We start from the raw sequence: 19,985 nt of genomic DNA on the forward strand, positions 1-19,985 counted from the left end.
AGGGCAAGACCAGCCCCGTTTACTGAGAATCGGAGCGGCCCGTGTAAGGCCGCCCGATTCGACGCAGCCAGGCTGAACTTCGCTTCAAGGCCAGGAGGAGGCAATGCACAAAAGCTCTAACGGACGCTCGACGGTTTCAGAGAAGCGTCGCGTCGCGATCGTGATCGGGCGATCTCGCCGTCCGCGGCAGGCTCGCCTGCGATGCGGACCGCTGGCTGCTTACGCCGAAACCATTCTGCTCCAAGAGTCCGCAGGCAGCAGTCGGCGACTGAACGCCCGGGAAGACTTGATCGACAAGGCCCAGCGGTTGATCGCCGCGGGGGCAGTCGACGTCATCGTCGTCGAGGCTCTCGATGAGATCTGTCGCGACATGACGCGATTGCTGCATCTCCGCACGCTCGCGCAAAAGCACGCAATCGTGATCCGCAGCTTGGACGACAGCGGCGCCGCGCCCCTCGCGAGTTCGATCGAGTAGCGGTCGCTTGAGATTTCAGCGTCGGCGTTCCCGTGCAAGGGCCGTGGACGCGCTCATGCCGCCGGGTGCCCACGGGGATCCGACGAGCCAATTAACAAGCGGACTGGCCCTCGTCCTGCGACGCAGGCGCTGTCCGTTTGCCTTGCTTCAATCGTCTCCGCCCGCCGATGCTTTCGAGCTTCCGCGGCGGGGCCGCGTAGGCAGCCGGCATCGGCATCCTTTCGAGGAGCCGTCATGCCATCAAGCGACGACTTCGTTTCTCAAGTCGAACCTTTTGTCCGCCCCGATGATGACAGCACGAACGACCCATACGCAGGCGATCTCGACGCCGCCGCCACGCTCGTCGCGAACGGCGAGTCTCGCGTTCCTCTCGATTGGCCTCGCGATCGGCTGGACGTGCTGCTGCATCGTGTCCACGAGCTCCGTCGACGCCGAATCGTCGAATACTTCGCTAGCGTCATCGCCCTTTCTATCCGTCGCCGCCGGCGACAAGGAGAACCCCATGCTGAACAGGAAGTTCGATCCGACCCTCCCGCATAAGTACGTCGAATACCATCGCGTCAGTTCCGACAAGCAAAACGCTCGATCCTGCGATCAGCAGAGCGATTCGATCGCCCGAGTCATCAGCCGGACGCGTCGTCCCTGGGTGCAGATCAAGACGTATCGCGACGACGCCAAGTCAGGCAAGAGCACGCGCAATCGTCCCGCGTTCCAGCAGATGCTCTTCGACATCAGGACGAAGACGATTCAGCCTACCCTCCTCCTCGTCGACACCTACGAGCGCTTCGGGCGATCCGAAGAACTGCCGGAGATTCGCCGCGTCCTCGACGAGCAGCATGGCGTGCTTCTGCTGTCGGCGGACACCGACTTCGCCGACCCGACCACAGTGCAGGGGAAGGCGCATGCGATGGTGGAGAACGTCCGCGCGACCGAGGCCAACCGCGTCAAGGCGAACGACGTCCGCCGCGGAAAGCGCGACTCCATTCATCGCGGCTTCTGGCCGGGCAGCCCCGTTCCTTTCGGTTTCGAGTTGGTCCTCAAGGAGGTGGACACGCGGAAGCACAAGGAGATTCCGCATTACGGTCTGTCGCCCTGCGCAGAGACCGCCTGGATCGTGCGCGAAATGTTTCGCCTGGCGGCGCCGCCGCAGACGCTGGGGCCGACGGCCATCGCGCGGATCCTTGACGCGGACGAGCGGATTCCGGCCTGGTGCAAGCCGTTTCTCCCGACCACCATCGCCGAGCGGCTCAAGAACGAGATCTACGTCGGAACGCTTGTCTGGGACGAAAACTGCACCGGAATGGTCAATGAAGTCCGCGTCATCCAGGCGAATCCGGAGGAAGACGTTCTCCGCGTGCCCAACTTCTGCGAGGCGATCGTTGAGCAGTCCGTGTTCGACTGCGTGAAGGCGCTCCGCTTCAGCCGTTCGCGGACGCGGTCCGACGAGATCGGTGACGGGGAAGTCATTCCCCAGCCGATCGCGCCCGGTATGAACCTGACGTATTTCCTGTCGGGATTGGTCTATTGCAGCGAGTGCGAACGCCGCATGACGGCCAATTCCGGCGGCGTCTACGTGGATAAGAACGGGGTAGGGCGCCGGTACGTCGCCTACTTCTGCAGCAGGTCTCGCAGCGGCGCCTGCACGAACGTCGTGCGGGTGCCGGAGGAGTGGCTCCGGGAGAAGGTGATCGGAACGATTACCGCTCGGCTCTTCCCGCAGTCGGCGACGTGACCGATTTCCGAAGTTCGAAGCGGCGGCGATCGGTTCGTCGCCGCTTTCTCGATACGACCTAGAGCAAGGAGGGCGGGGCATGCAGGACGCAATCCGGAACGCGACGCACCCGTGGTTCGATGAACTGCGAGAACTCGTGCAGGCGAAGCTCGACGAGAGCGTCGACGTCGATGACGATCGTCGTCCGGCGCTGACTAAGGAGCTCGGCGCACTGGACGCCCGAATCAAAGGCTGGGAGATTTCGCTCGGCTCGATCGACTTGCCCCATGCGGTGCGGGAATCGCTGCATCGCCGGATCGCAGAGGCTTCGCAGCGCAAGCTGATCATCGAGGAAGAGCTTCGGCTCAGCGTCGCTCGACAGAACGTCGCGCGAACGCTGGTGAACGAGGCGACGGTTCGATCCAATCTCGACCGCCTGGCCGCAACGCTGGCCGAAGAGTCGCCGACGCTCTGCAATCTGATGCTCTCGCAGCACATTGACCGCATCGTCATTCACCCCGATGGTCGCGCCGTGATGCGAACCTGCAAGCTGGGCTCCACGCCGGAGGCGGTGCCCTTGTTGCGGTCGGTCGGTGACGGTTCGAGCGACGAAGGGCTTCGCGAACGTGCCGCCGCCCGAGCGGAGAGAGAGGCGCGTCGGCGCACGCTGCTAAGCGTGGATCGTCTCGATCCTCGAGCCGCGGAACTGCTGGCGGCTGCGGACATGGCCGCTGATCCCGATCGCTTCGCCGGGCTGCCGGACGAGTTCTTCTGGACGGACGAGTTCATTCGGGAAGAGGCGGCTACACCCTGCTGGTCCGCCGAGAACGCGACGCGCGTGGCGGAGTTCGTCGACGCTTTTGTCGCTGTAAACGGCAAGGAACCGTCGATGGCGTCCTTGGCGAAGCAGTTCGACGTGAGCAGCGCGACCGTGAAGAAGGCGCTGGCGTTTGCACGTGGCGAAGCTCCGCGGCCGGGGCTCCGCAAACCGCGCGGCCGGAAGGTGGCCGTGAAGGGTAACGAGGAACTCGAAGCGGAGATCCTCCGCCTCTACGATGACGAGCGCCTCCAGATCAAGGAGATCTCGGAGCGGACCGGCTGCGGGAAGAAGGCAGTGACGGATGCCCTGGATCGGCTATACGCCGTCCAAGGCAGAACTCGGCCTGATGCACGAACCCGTGACGGCAGAGCTTCGCGAGCAACGCCCGACGACGCTGCACGCGCTGACGGCGGCCGCTCGTCATGAGCGGCCGCCCTTGTCGTTTCCTTTAGCTATCAGGCGGCGACGGAAAATGCCCTGCGGGTGCCGGAGGAGATGCTCCGGGAGAAGAGGAGATGCTCCGGGAGAAGTCGAGAGAGTCTATCGACTTGAAGAGCAAAGTCACGGAGCGCATTACGCCTCGCCGTCTGGCGTTTGAGCGCTAAAAGCCGGACAAACAACTACCTGACGGTCGGTGGATCGTCGTGGAGCATTCCGAAGCAGATGGCGGCTGCTGCGAGGCTGGCCCAGGCGTCGATGACGACGCCTGACTTGTTGTAGCGGACGCGCATCCGTCGCAGACCTTTGACCCACGCGATCGTCCGCTCGACGACCCAGCGGACGCGTCCCACATCGCTGCCGTGTCCCTTCCTTTCGCCTGCGGATCTTCGGCTCGATGCCGAGGAACCGCAACAGGCCGCGGGTTGCCTCGCTGTCGTACCCGGCGTCGGCCATCACTTCGTCGGGAAGCTGCTTGGGGCGACCTTGCTTGCCGCCGACTTTCGGAAAGTCGAGGCCGACGTCGCGTAGGGGATGTTCTGGGGTGCGTCTATTTCGGCGGATCGTGAAAAGATGGTTCTGCCGGGTTTGCCGCGGTCGTCGAGAAAGCGTGCGCGTAGCATTCGCCATATTGATTGCGTGGATGGCCTGTCGGGACTAGGCTGATTTCGCTGTACAAGTGTTTCGAGAGGCGGCATCGGTTTCGGCGTCGAAACAGGTCGCGGGTCACGGTTTCCGACGTCGAGGCTTTTCTACGATGCCTGATTCTCTGCGCAGGCGGTCCGTCGCCACGGCGCTGTCTCTGCTTCTCACCGCTTCATTCGGCGTCGGCGCGTCGGGTCAGCAAGCTCGAATCGAGAGCCTCGGCGCCTTCGACGTGCCCTTCGGCGACACCGAGGGATTTGCAGTCACCGACTCAGGATTCGTCGCGGGCGAGGCCTGGACGTTGTCCTACGAAGCGCGATCGATTCGCTGGTCGGCCGCGGGCGGACTTCGCGACCTGGGCGTCGTCGAGGAGGGCCGCGGCCGCGGCCTATCGCGAGCGTCCAGCGTCTCCGCGGACGGCGCCGTCATCGTCGGGTCCTGGGACTATCTCGTTCCGCGTGCCTATCGCTGGACCGCCGAAACGGGGATGCGGACGCTCGACGCGACGCTGGCTGACGGTCTCGCCAGCGAGGCCTTGGACGTGACTCCGGACGGCGAAACGATCGTCGGCTACAAGGAAGCTACCCTCACTGACGACCGGGCGTTTCGCTGGACGGAAGCAACGGGTTTCCAATACCTCGGCGACGTGGCGGGCGGCGGCGGATCGAGCCGGGCGTATGCTGTTACCCCGGACGGGTCGGTCATCGTCGGTCAATCGCGAGGACCCTCCGGCGTGTTCAAGGCGTCTCGCTGGACCGAGGCGGGAGGCATGGTCGAACTTGGGACGCTCGGCGGAACGAGAAGCGAAAGTCTAGCCTGGGACGTATCGGCGGACGGTTCCGTCGTCGTCGGCGAATCGAATACCGCCTACGGCTCCCCTCAGGCGTTCGTTTATACGGACGCTGAGGGCATGCAGGAGCTGCCGTTGCCGGCGGGGCACTCAGGCTATGGGGCTGCTTACTCCGTTTCGGGCGACGGTCGCATCATCGCGGGCCAGGTCTTTAGCGGATTCGGCTATTCCGATCGCGATTCCACAGCCGTCGCGTGCATCTGGATCGAAGGCCAACCGCATCTGCTCAAGGACTTCGTCACCGCTCAGTACGGCCTCAATCTGAACGCATGGCAGCTTCTCGACTGCCGTTGCTCGCCCGACGGTAAACGCTTCACCGGCGTCGGCAGGTCGCAGGGCACCGACCTAGGCTTTCTCATCACCCGGCGAGACGACGGCGACCCGACGACGATCGAGAGCGACGTCCCCAACAACGCCCCGTTTCAGGTGAAAGTTGGCCAGACGTTCCGTCGCACGTTCGTCGCGATCGAGCCGGACGGCGAAAATCTGACGCTCTCCGCGACCGGTTCGTGGCCGACCGCGATCGTGACGCCGTCCCTCGGTACGACGGGGGGCTCGACGATGGCGGTCGAATACGAGTTCTCGCCCGACGAGAGCCATTTCGGCAAGCGGAATACGACGACCCTGACGTTCACCGACGAATCGGGCTTTCAAGCCAGCCGCACCTTCACGGTCATCGTGCCGCAGAACGAAGCTCCGACCGTCGACGCGATACAGCCTCGCACGGTCGAATGCGTCGACGGAGCGCATACGGTCAAGCTGTCGACGGTCGTCGACGATCCGAACAAGACGCCGTTGACCGTGGCCTGGCTGGTCGACGAAGTCGTCGAACATACCCAGACCGGCGTCGTCGCCGGCAGCGAGGTTGCGTTCGAGTTCGACTATCCGCACGGCTCGTACGCGGTCGAGGTCCGCGTTTCCGACGGTACGATGACGCGCACCGCGGGAACGAGCGTGACGGTGGAGGATTCGGCGGCCCCGATCGTCGTGATCGCAGAGGACATGGTCGTCGGAACCGACGCGGGCGAGGACTTCGCGTCGAACGTCGTGCTGACTCCGCCCGAGGCGACCGACGCGAGCGGCCATGCGATCACGCTCGAAAGCGACGAGCCGTCAATCTATCCGTTGGGCGAGACGCTCGTCACGTGGACCGCAACCGACGAAGTCGGCAACGTCGCGACGGCGACGCAGAAGGTGATCGTCGAAGATCGCGAAGCTCCCGCGATCGTCGGCAGCGCGAACGCCCGTTTCTTCGTCGATCCGGGCAAAACGTTCTCCACTGCCGTTCCGCCGCAGCCGGCGGTCTCCGACAACGTCGACGACGAGACGGCGATTCGCATCGTGAGCGACGCCCCCAAACGGTTTCCGATCGGCGTCACGCAGGTGACGTTCACGGCGTTCGACGGAGGAGGAAACCAGGCCAGCTGGCGGACGAAGGTGACCGTCGTCAATCGCAAGCCGCGAGCGAACGCCGGCGCCGACGTCACGATCGTCGCGACTTCCGAGCGGGGAACGCGGGTCGCCTTGGACGGCAGCCGCTCGTCCGACGCCGACGCTCAGAAGCTCAAGTACGGGTGGTCCGCCCCGGGCGTCGCGCTCGCCGGTGCGAAGTCGGCGAAGCCGTCGGGAGTGTTCCCGATCGGTACGACCGTCGCGAAGTTGACCGTGACGGACGCAGGCGGCGCGAGTCACGCGGACAACGTGCGGATCGTCGTGAAGCTGAAGAACGGAAAGGCTCGACCGCGAGGCCGAGAAGCGAACGCGTCGTTCGCCGCGTCGACGAATCTCGCCGACGAGGGAGCTTCGCGGGTCGCGAATCGGGCCAGCGAACTCGGGCGTCGATACGCCGCGACGGCTGCCGCCTACGGCGTCGCCGCAGGCGAAGCCGTTCGATGGAACGAAGGAGGTTCGGTCGCCGACGCCGAACTCGATTATGCGGAGCTGCGAAATCGTCAGCGGCTGTACGGCGCCGCAGCGGTGCAGCTCCTTCGACGGGCGTTCGTCGAAACGGGCGAGGCCAAGTTCCTCGCCGCCGCGCGTCAGGCGGCGGCCGGAGCGGCCTTCGCCGAAGCCGATCTATGGGAGCCCTGACGATGGAAAAGCGTCTGGCGACCCTTGAATCGAAAGCGCCTCTCTCGAATCGTCGAAAGTCTGAATCGATGCGACGTCTCTCAGGAATCTTCTTCCTGCTTCTCTCCGCCGCGTCGGCATCGCCCGCGTCGGCACAGCAGGCCCAGCTCCACTACTTCTCGTTCGGCGAGGAGCCGCCTTATTCGATCGGACATGCGATCAGCGATAACGGCAGCATCGTCGGCGAAACGCAATACTCCTTAACGATTCCGCATCAGGCCGTGCATGCCGTGGGACTGGCCGGCACTTTCGCGAAGATGCGCACCGGCGACGCCGCGGTACCGGATGCCGAAGGAACCGTCCGCGCGATCGTCGGCGACACCGACGTCGGATTCGTCGCCTACCGCGGCGCCGTCCGCGCCTGCCGATGGGTGATGCCGCCGAACGCGAATCCGGAGTTTCTCGATCCGGTCGTCGGCTCGGACACGACGCCGAGCGCAGCGAACGGCATCTCCGCCGACAAGGCCGTCATCGTCGGTTGGACGAACAAGTGGGGTAACGTCCCGCGCGCCTTCCGCTGGACCAGCTCCGGCGGCATGGCCGATCTCGGTTCGATCGGCGGCGGAATCGGTACGAGCGAAGCGTTCGCCGTCTCTTCCGACGGGGCCATTATCGTCGGCAAATCAAGCGCGACGGTCGGCGGGACGAATGAGGCTTTTCGCTGGACCGGCGGGGCGATCGCCGGACTGGGAACGATCGGCGGCGCCGCGGGCGAGAGCTGCGCTCGGGCGATCACTCCGGACGGGATGACCGTCGTCGGCGATTCGTTCTCTCCCAGCGGCTTCACACGCGCGTTCGTCCACACGACGGCCGGCGGCATGGTCGAGTTGCCGACCATCGGAAACTATGCGGGCGATAGTTTCGCGTATTCCGTTTCTGACGACGGACGCACGATCGCCGGAACTTCGGATAGCGAGGTCTTCCCGGAGGGCGAAGCCTGCATCTGGCTGGACGGCGTCGCCCATTCGCTTCGCGACTATCTGGCCGACGTCTATCAGATCGACATGTACGCAAAGAGCCTGCTTACCTGTCGTTGCTCGCCCAACGGACGCTGGTTTACGGGCCAGGGTTACGACAGGACCGCGCCGGTAGCTTTCCGACTCGAACTCCGCCCGGAACTCGACTACGTGACCATCGGGGGCGACGTCGACGAAGGAGAGGTCGTCTACGTAAGGGCCGGCCAATCCTTCGCCGCCGACGTAATCGCGACCGATCCCGACGGCGGCACGGTCTGGTTCACCGGCCGAAGCGGTCCTTCGGCGATGACGTTTTCGCCGACGAACTCCGCCAGCGGTCCTTCGCCATTAAAGGTAACCGCACAGTGGACCGTGCCCGTGAATTCTTACGGACAGACCTACGAGGTCACGATGACTTTCCGGGACAGCTTCCCGGGCAACGTGACGCGTAAGTTCAGAATCTTCGTTCTGCCGAACGTTCTCCCGACGGCGCAGCCGATCGAGCCGCGGACGGTCGAGTGCGTCGACGGCGTGCATAACGTCGTCCTGTCGACGGTGGTCGCTGACGAAGACGGCCAGCCGCTGACCGTGACGTGGCGCGTGGACGGCAACAACCGCGAAATCGACGCGAACGTTCCGTCGGGTTCGACGGTGAGTTTCGATTTTCCGTATACCCACGGCGTACATGACGTCGAGGCGTTCGTCAGCGACGGCAAAGGTTCGATCGCTGTCGGCACGACCGTCACGCTGCAAGACTCCACGTCGCCGATCCTCGTCGTGGCGCAGGACGTCGTCGTCGCAGCCGATTTTGGCGTCGACTACGCGTCGGACGTCGTCCTTCCGACGCCGGAAGCGTCGGATGCGGGCGGACATGCGGTCACGTTGACGAACGACGCGCCCGAAAGCTATCCCGTAGGACGGACGCAGGTGACGTGGACCGCGACCGACGCGTCGGGCAACCGAACTTCGGCCGCGCAAAAGGTGATCGTGGAAGATCGCGAAGCTCCGACGATCGAAGGCATGGCCAGCGTCGAGTTCTTCGTCGATCCGGGGCAGATTTTCTCGACCGCGAAGCCGCCCGTACCGACGGCGTTCGACAACGTCACGGACATTTCGCGGCTGCGGATCACGAGCGATGCGCCGGCGAGGTTCCCGATCGGATGGACGCGAGTGACCTTTCGGGCCGCGGACGACGCGGGCAACTCCGCGGAGTGGCCGGTGGCCGTCGGCGTCGCGAATCGTAAGCCTGCGTCGAATGCAGGGACGGACGTGATCGTCACGACGAAGTCGGAGAAAGGTGTTCGCGTCTCGCTCGACGGAAGCGGATCGTCGGATCCTGACCAGCAAAAGCTGAAGTTCCTCTGGGCGGCGCCGGGCGCCAGGCTCGGCGGCAAGCTGACGGTCGCTCCGGCGGGAAACTTTCCCGTCGGCGTGACCGTCGCCACGTTGACCGTGACGGATCCGGGCGGCCTGAAGCACAACGACAAGGTCCGCATCGTCGTCAGGCTGAAGAACGCCAAACCTCGTCCGCAAGGGAGCGTGGCTAACCGTTCATTCGCCGCCGCTTCGAAGCACACATCGAAGGCCGTCGCCGGGAAGAAGTCGAACGGCGCCGCTCTCTCAGGCCTCGCCTATGCGAACGCGGCTTCCACCTACGGCGATGCGGCGGGCGAGTTCGTCCAGTGGGAGGAGCGTCAGTCGGAGGACGATGCCTTCCTCTCGTACGCCGAACTACGAGCCCTGCAGCGGACGTACGGCCAAGCGGCGGCGCAGTCGCTGGTCACCGCTTACGCGGAAACAGGCGATGAGAACCTGCTCACCGCATACTGGTACGCTGCTTACGGAACGACCTACGCAGCGGCGGACCTCAGCGAGCGGTGATCGACAGGCCTGGAATGTTGTAGGCCGGACGCGCGAAAGCGCTCTCGCCGACTTCTCTTGCACTCAATTGGCCTGCAGTCGTTTCCGCCTGTTAATCCCCTGTCAAAGTCTCCCTCTTTCCTCCTTCATCTCCCCAATTTCGGCGATCTGGGCAGTTAGTTCGTTCTGCCTGTTCACCAGAGAGCGAGAGAGTTCGAGGCCGAATTTTCGGAGTGGGCTCGCGACCTTGAGGGACGGGAGCGCACCCCGATCAAGTCGGGTACGAACCAGAGGCACCGGCCTCTGACACGGATGCGGGTCCGCTACGATAAATTGGGCGTCGCCATCGATGCCTGGGCAAGCTCGCCTCAGCCGCCATCTGCTACGGAATGCTTCAAGACGATCCCCCGACCGTCACGTAGGTGTTTGTCCCGTTTACTGACGCTCGCGATTTCAAAGCCCTGTCAGTCGATCGGCAGCTTGGCAGTTTTGAAGTTGGAGCATCGGATGCGGAGGTCGCGGTATTGATTGCAGAATGATTCGCCGGCCGCGTCGCCAAGGTCGAACACTTCGTCGGCGACGCAGTTCAACAAGTCGACGTTCTTGGCACCGCTCCAGACGGCCTCGACCGGATTGAGATCGGGAGCGTAGCCCGGCAGAAACCTCCGACGTCGTATTAGCGAGCGAGCGCCGGCCTCGCGCAGCTGGCGATGCCAAATGCGAGGGAGCGACTACACGGGTCTCAGCGCGAAAGTCTCGATATGGCCAGCGAACGGGCGAAGACTCGGTGCGACATCTGCGGACAAGAGTTCCCTTCACGCTCGATGATTTCAGGGGAACTGGTTCGCGATCCGGTCGCCGAACTGGTGAGAGCGAAACAGCCGAACTGGAGCGACAGAAGCTTCATCTGCTCTGCGGATCTGAATCGGTTTCGGGTCGAGTACGTTCAACGCTCGCTCGAACAGGAACGCGGGGAGCTTTCGCGATTGGAACGCGACGTCCTGCAGAGCCTGAGCGAACTCGACGTCATTTCCGCGAACGTCAACGAGGACTTTCGCCAGCAGATCACGTTCGGACAGAAGATTGCGGACCAGGTCGCTTCCTTCGGCGGCAGCTGGTTTTTCATCTTCGCGTTCGGGAGCGTGGTCTTCGGTTGGATCGCGCTGAACGTGACGCTTTCGGCGTTCGGAACTTTCGATCCCTACCCATTCATCCTGTTGAATCTCGTGCTTTCCTGCATCGCCGCGCTTCAGGCTCCGGTGATCATGATGAGCCAGAATCGGCAGGAGGCTAAAGACCGCCTGAGGGCCGAGCATGACTATCGCGTGAATCTCAAAGCCGAGTTAGAGATCCGTCACCTGCACTCGAAGCTCGACTTGTTGATGACGCACCAATGGCAGCGTCTGCTCGAGATTCAGGAGCTTCAAACGGAACTTTTGCAGCAGATCGCTGATGCGGACCCGACGCCGTCCGAAGCTTCCGATCAGTCCCGGGATCGAAGCGGAAGGGACGAGCCGAGAACGTAGACGGACTGCACACGGCGAGTTCCTGAGTAACGGAACTCGCCATCGAGGAAGTCGCGGTCGTTGCGTGTCGAGCGACCTGCGGTCTCTGCCTTCAGGCGGATCCTAACGGCGATAGTGCAGGTTGTGCCCGTACGGGTTGTGGAAGTAGTACGGGCGTCCGCCATAGGTATCCACTTGATGGTGTCCGTACCATCCGTACTCGTACGGAGAGTACGCGTAATCAGGGACGCAGGGAGACTCCTGAGCCGTCGCTGAGACTGCTAGCGGTCCAAGCAGGACCGCGGCGGCCAGCAAGGCCGCAACGAGGAAGGTGCGCATGACGATCCGCCTTGTGAAGAGGATGCCCCGTCGAGCGGCGACTTTCGCCGCGTGCCTGTCGACGGCCCGATGGGGGCGCAGAAGGCGCCGGCACTTTTATCCTAGGCGCGCAGCGCCATAAGTCTCCGGAACGCGACCCTCGCCTTGACGCCTTTTAACGATTCGGCCACTTCGAGGCCTCCGCGTGGCTTCCGAATCGGCGGATCGCGTTTACGTTCCCCGCGAAGCCTGCCCGATGGCGTGCCGGACTCCCAAAACGGCTATCCCGATTGCTGTTCGCCGAGCCGCGGTTTCTCCCTCTTCCGGCGAATATTAAAGCAGGTTCATCGCTTCCATGAACTTGCTTTAAGGTGAGGTAGCTTCCCTCGGGCGTGGCACTATTCTTATCGAAAAGAGTAGGTGGAAGCCTACGAGAGAGAGCCGCAGGGCGGCCTCGCCGTTCAGCCGCAGGGAGTCCGTCGCCAGGCTGACAGGGGCGGACGTTTTCGGAAAACGACAGGATGAGGTCATGAAAACCGCAGCGCTGTTCGCCCTACTTCTTGCGACCGTATCGGTTTCGCTTTCCGGGTGCGAGTCTCTTGCGCTTTCGAGCGAAGATTCGCATGCGGAGGCGCATGACGATGCCCATGCGGAGAGCCATGGCGGATCGGAGCATCACCAGCACAAGGTGATCGTCACCAGTCCTGTCAAACGGAACATCGTCACGACGCGACCCTACGTCTGCCAGATACATTCGTGTCAGCACATCGAGGTTCGCGCTCTCGAAGGCGGCTATCTCCAGGAGATCCGCGTTCAGGAGGGGCAGACGGTGAAGAAGGGAGATCTCATGTTCAAGATCCTTCCGATCCTTTACCAGGCCCGTCTGGATTCCGAGATCGCCGAGGTCAACCGACTGGAGATCGAACTTCAACAGGCGGAAGGACTGCTGAGAAAGGGGATCGTCGCGCCGCCCGAAATCGCCCTGAAGAAGGCCGAAGTGGCGAAGGCCCAGGCGAAGGTCGCCCTGGAGCAGGCGGAGCTGAGCTTCACCAGCGTCACCGCGCCGTTCGACGGGATCGTCGACCGCCAGATGTGCCAGCTCGGCAGCCTGATCGAGGAGGGCGACGTGCTCACCACGCTTTCCGACAATCGAGTGATGTGGGTCTACTTCAACGTGCCGGAGGCTCGCTACCTGGAATATCAGGCCGAGGCGACGGAGAGCGACGGAGAGGTCGACGACGGCGACGAGGACGAGGATGACGACCTCGAAGACGACGAAGATGAAGACGCTAGCGATGAAGCCAGGGAAAGGTCCGGACGCCTGCAGATCGAATTGAAGCTGGCCAACGGCGAGATCTTCCCGCAACAGGGGAAGATCGGCGCGATCGAGGCCGACTTCGACAACACGACGGGGAACATCCCCTTCCGCGCCGATTTCCCCAATCCCGAGGGCCTGCTGAGAAACGGACAAACGGGGACGATTCTCATGCACACGATTCTCGACGGCGCACTCGTCATCCCGCAGCGGGCGAAGTTCGAGATTCTCGCCAAGCAGTACGTCTTCGTCGTCGACGAACAGGGCGTCGTGCACCAGCGCGACATCGAAGTCGAAGCGGTTCAGGACGACATCTTCGTGATCGGCAAGGGCCTCGAAGAGGGCGACAAGATCGTTCTGGAGGGGATCCGACAGGTCCGCGACGGCGACAAGATCGAATTCGAGTATCAGGCTCCGGAAGACGTCCTGGGCGACCTGAAATATCACGCGGAATAGGCCCTCGCTTCATGTTCTCGAAGTTCCTGCATCGTCCTGCGCTCGCGATCGTCATCTCGCTGCTCATTCTGTTCCTGGGCGGCCTGTCGATCGTCACGTTGCCGATCTCGCAGTTCCCGTCCGTCGCGCCGCCCAGCGTGCGCGTCTCGGTGTCGTACCCCGGGGCCAGCGCGAAAATCCTCGTCGATTCGACGCTCACGATCCTGGAGCAGTCGATCAACGGCGTGCCGAACATGCGCTACATGATCGGCGACGCCACCAGCGCCGGCGAAGGGACGATCCAGATCATCTTCGAGCCCGGCACCGACCCGAACGTGGCGGTGATGAACGTCAACAACCGGGTCAATATGGTCATGAATCAGCTCCCTCCCATCGTGCAGCGGGAGGGCGTCATCGTCGCGCAGAACATGACGAGCATGCTGATGTACGTGAACGTCTACAGCGAAGATCCGAACGTCGATCAGAACTTTCTCTACAACTACGCCACCGTCAACATCCTCAACGAGATCAAGCGCATCCCCGGCGTCGGCGTCGCCAACATTCTCGGCAACCGCTCTTACGCGATGCGGGTCGAACTCGATCTCGAGCGCATGCGTGCCTACAAGATCTCCGCCGAAGAGGTTATGGAAGCTCTGGCCGATCAGAGCATGATCGGATCTCCCGGACGACTGGGACAGGCGACCGGCCAGACTTCGCAGACCCTCGAATACGTACTGACTTGGGTCGGACGCTACGAGAAGCCGGAGCAGTATGAAGAGATCATTCTGCGGGCGAACGAGCAGGGCGAAATCCTGCGGCTGAAGGACGTCGCCAAGGTCTGGCTCGGCTCGTCGTTCTACGACCTTTATTCGGATATCGACGGCCTACCCTCTGCAGCGATCGTCCTCAAGCAGACGCCGGGTTCCAACGCGTCCGAGGTCATCGAAAGGGTCAAGGAGAAGGTCGAGGAGATCAAGAAGGAATCGTTCCCGCGCGGGATGAACTACGCGGTCACCTACGACGTTTCGCACTTTCTCGACGCTTCGATCGAGAAGGTGCTGCACACCCTGATCGAAGCGTTCATCCTCGTCTCGCTCGTCGTCTACCTATTCTTGGGCGACTTTCGCAGCACGCTGATTCCGACGCTGGCGGTGCCTGTGTCGCTGATCGGCGCGTTCTTCTTCATGCTGATGTTCGGCATGTCGATCAACCTGATCACGCTCTTCGCGTTGGTGCTGGCGATCGGCGTGGTCGTCGACGACGCCATCGTGGTCGTGGAGGCCGTCCACGAGAAGATGCATACGAAGCATCTGGGTCCCTACAGGGCGACGCAGGAAGTCGTTCACGAGATCAGCGGCGCCATCATCGCGATCACGCTCGTGATGACCGCGGTCTTCGTTCCCGTCACGTTCATGACCGGTCCGGTCGGCGTCTTCTACCGCCAGTTCGGGCTGACGATGGCGATGGCGATCGTGCTTTCCGGCGTCGTGGCGCTGACGCTCACGCCGGTGCTGTGCGCGATGATCCTTAAGCCGCACGGCTTCCACAAACAGCGCGGCCTGATCGGCTTCGCGAATCGCGTGATCAAGCGAGTCTTCGGGAAGTTCGCGAACGTCGTGCGCCTGCTGCTGAGCGTCTTGCTCGGTATCGGCGTCGGCGTCGGGGTCTATTTTCTGCTCCATGTCGAGCAGGTTCACGAACTAGTCAGCGAGCAGTTCCCGCTCGACGACGTGCGGATCTACGTCATCGCCGGCGTCGTCGGCTTTCTCGCGATCTTCTCGTTTCGCGCCGCGTTTTCGGGAAGCGAAGAAGGCGAGAAGAAACTGCGCAGTCCGCTTGGGATGTTTCTGCACCTGTTCGACCGCGGAGTGAATCTGGTGACGGGCGGGTACGTCGCGGTCGTAAGCCGGATCGTAACGCGACGCATCCTCACGCTGCTGCTTATCGGAGCGTTCGGCTACGGCATCCTGGTCGTCAACAAGGTCCTGCCGAGCGGTTTCATTCCGCTCGAAGACCAGGGGATGATCTACGGGGTCGTGCAGACGCCGCCGGGATCGACGCTCGAATACACCAACTCCAAATGTCACGAGTTGCAGAAGGTCTGCAAGGAGATGGAGGAGGTGTCGTCGGTCTCCTCGATCGCCGGTTACGAGGTGCTTACCGAAGGCCGCGGTTCCAACGCCGGTACCTGCATCATCAACCTGAAGCCGTGGGCGGACCGGGAAAAGACGTCGAAAGAGATCATCAAGGAACTGGAGGAACGCTGCACGGTTATCGCGAACATCAAGCTTGAATTCTTCGAGCCGCCTGCCGTGCCAGGCTTCGGCGCCGCCGGCGGCTTCTCGGTGAACCTGCTGGACAAGACGAACAGCGGCGACTACGTGGCGCTCGGAGAAACGACCGACAAGTTCATGGCGGCGCTCCAGAAGCGTAAGGAGCTCAAGGGCCTGTTCACGTTCTTCGCGGCGGACTACCCGCAATACGAGATCGTGATCGACAACGACGCCGCCATGCAGAAGGGCGTGTCGATTCGCGACGCGCTCGACAACCTTTCGATCGTCGTCGGCAGCACTTGGGAGCAGGGCTTCGTACGCTTCGGGCAGTTTTACAAGGTCTACGTCCAGGCGGCGCCGGAGTTCCGACGGTTTCCGGAAGACCTCGACAACATGTTCGTGAAGAACGACGAGGGGGAAATGGTCCCCTACTCGGCGTTCATGAAGCTCGAGAAGAAGCAGGGCCTCAATGAGATCAGCCGCTACAACCTCTATCCCACCGCTCCGATTCAGGGGGCTCCGGCGGAGGGCTACAGCAGCGGCGAAGCGATCGCCGCGATCAAGGAAGTCGCCGCCGAGACGCTCCCGCACGGCTTCGATATCGACTGGCAGGGGCTGGCATACGACGAAGCGAAGGCGGGGAACGCGGCTTTGTTCATCTTCATAGTCGTCGTCGTGTTCGTGTACATGGTGCTGGTCGGTCAGTACGAGAGTTTTCTCCTGCCGCTGGCCGTGATCATTTCCCTGCCGATCGGAATCTTCGGCTCTTTCCTGTTTCTGAAAGGCATGGGGCTGGCGAACGACGTTTACGCGCAGATCGGGTTGGTCATGCTGGTCGGCCTTCTGGGCAAAAACGCGATTCTCATCATCGAGTTCGCCGTGCAACGCCGCCACGAGGGAGCCAGCATCAAGGACGCCGCCATCGAAGGGGGACGGCTGCGCTTTCGTCCGATCATGATGACGTCGTTCGCCTTCATCGCCGGACTCGTTCCCTTGGTCTACGCGACGGGGCCCGGAGCGATCGGAAACCGCACCATCGGAACCACCGCGGTGGGCGGTATGCTCGTCGGCACGCTCATCGGCGTATTCGTCATCCCCGGACTGTACTATCTGTTCGCGAAGATCTCGGACGGGCGAAAGCTCATCCGCGACGAGCACGACGAACCGCTCAGCGAGCTCCTGGAACGCGAGCCGTCCGGGGAACATCACTGACCGGCGCCGTACGCTGAACGCGCCTCGGTATGCGATCGATCGATGGCGGCGTTGCCGGTTCGCCCACCTTCGACGCTACGTACCGCGTAACGCGATCTCCGACCGACGGGCCACCGATAGGTGGGGCTGCGGCGGATCCGTACGTGAGATTCTTCGGACCGAGAGTCACGACCGGTGAACGCTTCAGCGAAAGCGCCGAAGCGAAGCGACCCGGGAGGTCCAGACGCGCGCGTCCGCGATCGCCATCGCGCCGCCCGACGGCGCTCAGCGCTCGCTTCGATGTCCGGACGCCGGACCCTTCGGGCGCTCGACTTTAGCGATCAGGTAGAAGTTCCGCCTGCTTCATCGCTCGATCGGGGTTCAGGTCGCTCAACCTGAAGGCGATTTAAGGATGCGGCGGCAGCTTCGTAAGGGCTTTTCCAGAAGCTCTTTGCGCGCATGAAGTCGGCACCCGGTCCCGACTTTCGCAATCGGTCAACACGAACCTGGCGATTGGCTGACCTGTACGAAATCTTCGGCCCGATAAGTGATCTGACGCATCTTCCCATTGTTCTGCGCGAACGGTCTGTACTCGTTAGACCGCCAGAGCGAGCGGGAGTGTGAGCGGCGGTCAGTGCCTATCGTTAATGGTCAGCACAGGCTCGACGAAGGTTCGCTTCGCTCGACCGGTCCAGGAATATCGTGCGGCGGATTCCCATGCGAACGTCCCCTCTGTTTGACGGAAGTTCGGCTGCGGTTCTCTCGCGAAGAGCCGCCGTCGCCGCCTTGCTGAGTCTGTTGCCGCTCGCGTTTTCCGGCTGCGGCATCCCCTGCCTCCGCTGCGCAGCGCCGGGCCCGGCTCTGCGGACAGACTACGACGGCGTTGCGACGTCGGCGGGTAACTCAGCGCGAACGGGCGTCGATGAGTTTTTCGGCGATCCGGTTCTGACGGAGCTGATCGTCGAGGGCCTGGCCGGCAATCAGGAACTAAGAATTCGGAACGAAGAGATTCAGATCGCCCGAAACGAAATCCTGGCGGCGCGGGGCGCGTATCTTCCGTTTCTCTCGCTCAACGCTCGCAGCGGTTTCGAACGAACCAGCAAGTTCACGCCGTTGGGCGCCGCGGAAGACCAGCTCACCTATCCCGGAGGGGGCGAGTTTCCCGATCCGCTGCCCAACACTCGAGTCACCGCCGACCTCTTCTGGGATCTCGACATCTGGGGCGGCATGCGTGCCGCCAGAGACGCGGCGATGCAGCGCTACGTCGAAGCGATCGAACGGCGAAACTACTTCGTGACGCAACTGGTTTCGGAGATCGCGGAGAACTACTACGAACTCGCCTCGCTCGATCGCCGGCTCGCTTATCTCGATCAGACTATCGATCTTCAGAAACGCAGTCTCGAAGTGGCGGAAGCGCAGAAAGCTGCCGCCCGTGGAACCGAACTTGCCGTGCAGCGCTTTCTCGCCGAAGTCCGTCGCAACGAAAGCGAGAAGTTCGTCGTCGCGCAGCGCATCGTCGAAGTCGAGAACCGGCTCAATTTCCTTGTCGGTCGGTATCCGCAGCCCGTCTCCAGGACTACGTGGGACTTCATCGCCCTCGACGCGAATCAGTTGCAGGTCGGGGCGCCGGCTGAACTCTTGCTCAACCGACGCGACATCCGGGCCGCGGAACGCGAATTGGCGGCCGCAGGGCTCGACGTCTTTACGGCTCGGACTCGCTTCTTCCCCCGACTCGCCCTTTCGGCCGGCGTCGGTTTCGAAGCCTTCAGTCCGCGATACCTGTTCGATCCCGGCGCCTTCGTCGCCAACGCCTTCGGCGAACTCGCCGCTCCGCTCATCAACAAGGCCGCTATTCAGGCGGACTACATGAGCGCGAATGCCCGGCAGTTGCAGGCGCTGTACGACTACCAGCGGACCGTGTTGAACGCCTACGTGGAAGTCGTCAACAGCATGAACCGGGTCGAGAACTACCGCAAAACCGTCGAGCTGAGAAAGGCGCAGGTCGAAGCGCTCGACCGATCCGTCGGCGTAGCGTCGGAATTGTTCCAGGGGGCCCGGGCCGAGTTCGCCGACGTGCTCTTCTCGCAGCGGGACCTCCTGGAAGCGCGAACGGACCTGATCGAGGCCAAGCGGGAGCAACTGTCGGCGATCGTCGACGCTTACCGAGCCTTGGGCGGCGGGTTCTTGCTGTCGAGCTCTGGCATCGAAGCGACGGAGGCCTTCTACCTGACGCCGCAAGGCGAGACGGTGGAGGTCCTGCCGCAACCTACGCCGGCGCCCGCTCCCGTCGACGAATCGATGCCGAGCGTTCCCGAAGCGACGCCTCCGAACGCCGGCGGTCCCGTGGTTCCCGCTGCGCCCCTTCAAAGGAACGGGGCGAGCGCCTCCGGCCAGGGATCGTCCCCGGCCGCCTCGAACCGGACAGTCCCGCCCCCGGTCAGACTCGATAATCTGGAATTGAGCGCACCGGAATGATCGATCGGAACTTCCGTGCGCGAGAAACGATCTGCCGATCGACAGCGGCGTTCATTCCGGGCGGAACACGACGCAGGTTTCGCCCTCAAGGGTCGACTGAAGCGAGACTTGCACGGCGCGTTCGCAATTGCGATCGCAGACGATCTGACGCCAGCCGAGCGAATTCGCACGTACGGCGAGGTCTCCGACGAAATCATGTGCCGGCCCTGCGCCGAACGTCGTCGTAATCGTCAATCGCAGGGCGGGCTCTTCACGGCGAATCGTTCGCGCCGTGAACGCCTGCCGCGTCCGCTCGTCGAGGACGACGACGACGGTCAGCCGTGACGGATCGAACTCGTCGCCGAGTTGGGCGATCTGTTCGGCGAGATCTCGTTGATCGCGATAGCCGCGGCGGATCTCGCGAGCATCTTCTGCAGGACGGCACGATCGGCGAAAGGTTCTGCCGTTGCGTCCGGGATCCGTCAGATCGCATTCGGACAGCGACGAAAAGCGTTCGGCGACGGCGAACGCGATTTGAGGAATGGAAGCGAACATGACTTCTGCTCCGTCGAGATGGGGCGTGACTCTTATCGACGGAATGGTAGAAGC

11 protein-coding genes are annotated in these 19,985 nt (G+C 62.9%); 9 read left to right on the plus strand and 2 right to left on the minus strand.

The annotated features are described in order from the left end of the window. Nucleotides 1-103: 103 nt before the first annotated feature. The 3 genes from SH602x_RS18280 to SH602x_RS18290 all read left to right on the plus strand — a co-directional run bounded on the left by SH602x_RS18280 (nucleotide 104) and on the right by SH602x_RS18290 (nucleotide 3,432). The gene (locus SH602x_RS18280) at nucleotides 104-475 is read left to right on the plus strand and encodes a recombinase family protein (protein WP_479473687.1); all 372 of its coding nucleotides are present in this window, start codon (nucleotides 104-106) and stop codon (nucleotides 473-475) included. A 43-nt stretch (nucleotides 476-518) separates the two neighbouring features. After that, complete coding sequence (locus SH602x_RS18285) at nucleotides 519-2,207, plus strand: recombinase family protein (protein WP_479473688.1); 1,689 nt, start codon at nucleotides 519-521, stop codon at nucleotides 2,205-2,207. Nucleotides 2,208-2,286: 79 nt separating this feature from the next. Beyond that, on the plus strand, nucleotides 2,287-3,432 hold the full coding sequence (locus SH602x_RS18290; RefSeq protein ID WP_479473689.1) for a hypothetical protein: 1,146 nt from the start codon (nucleotides 2,287-2,289) through the stop codon (nucleotides 3,430-3,432). Between the two features lie 194 nt (nucleotides 3,433-3,626). Here the strand turns inward: SH602x_RS18290 and SH602x_RS18295 are convergent, their stop codons facing one another. Next, nucleotides 3,627-3,797: a transposase gene (locus SH602x_RS18295; protein ID WP_479473690.1), complete on the minus strand. Its 171-nt coding sequence runs from the start codon at nucleotides 3,795-3,797 to the stop codon at nucleotides 3,627-3,629. Between the two features lie 404 nt (nucleotides 3,798-4,201). On the opposite strand from SH602x_RS18295, the gene SH602x_RS18300 reads away from it, so the two are divergent. From SH602x_RS18300 to SH602x_RS18325, 6 genes are all read left to right on the plus strand, one after another. Continuing rightward, nucleotides 4,202-7,030, plus strand: a complete 2,829-nt coding sequence (locus tag SH602x_RS18300; RefSeq protein WP_479473691.1) for an HYR domain-containing protein — start codon at nucleotides 4,202-4,204, stop codon at nucleotides 7,028-7,030. Nucleotides 7,031-7,098: 68 nt separating this feature from the next. Continuing rightward, nucleotides 7,099-9,906 carry an HYR domain-containing protein gene (locus SH602x_RS18305; protein WP_479473692.1) on the plus strand — a complete coding sequence of 936 codons (2,808 nt, stop codon included), beginning with the start codon at nucleotides 7,099-7,101 and terminating at the stop codon, nucleotides 9,904-9,906. Nucleotides 9,907-10,709: 803 nt separating this feature from the next. Then, entirely contained in the window at nucleotides 10,710-11,411 is a 702-nt protein-coding gene (locus tag SH602x_RS18310) for a DUF1003 domain-containing protein (RefSeq protein WP_479473693.1), read from the plus strand. An 826-nt stretch (nucleotides 11,412-12,237) separates the two neighbouring features. Continuing rightward, on the plus strand, nucleotides 12,238-13,479 hold the full coding sequence (locus tag SH602x_RS18315; RefSeq protein WP_479473694.1) for an efflux RND transporter periplasmic adaptor subunit: 1,242 nt from the start codon (nucleotides 12,238-12,240) through the stop codon (nucleotides 13,477-13,479). A gap of 11 nt (nucleotides 13,480-13,490) precedes the next feature. Then, nucleotides 13,491-16,943: an efflux RND transporter permease subunit gene (locus SH602x_RS18320; protein ID WP_479473695.1), complete on the plus strand. Its 3,453-nt coding sequence runs from the start codon at nucleotides 13,491-13,493 to the stop codon at nucleotides 16,941-16,943. A gap of 696 nt (nucleotides 16,944-17,639) precedes the next feature. Further along, complete coding sequence (locus tag SH602x_RS18325) at nucleotides 17,640-19,397, plus strand: TolC family protein (protein WP_479473696.1); 1,758 nt, start codon at nucleotides 17,640-17,642, stop codon at nucleotides 19,395-19,397. Nucleotides 19,398-19,448: 51 nt separating this feature from the next. Here SH602x_RS18325 and SH602x_RS18330 read toward each other — a convergent pair whose 3' ends face one another. Further along, nucleotides 19,449-19,931, minus strand: coding sequence for a hypothetical protein (locus tag SH602x_RS18330; RefSeq protein ID WP_479473697.1), 483 nt, complete (start codon nucleotides 19,929-19,931; stop codon nucleotides 19,449-19,451). Nucleotides 19,932-19,985: the final 54 nt, after the last annotated feature.

This window comes from Lignipirellula cremea, from assembly GCF_056501455.1.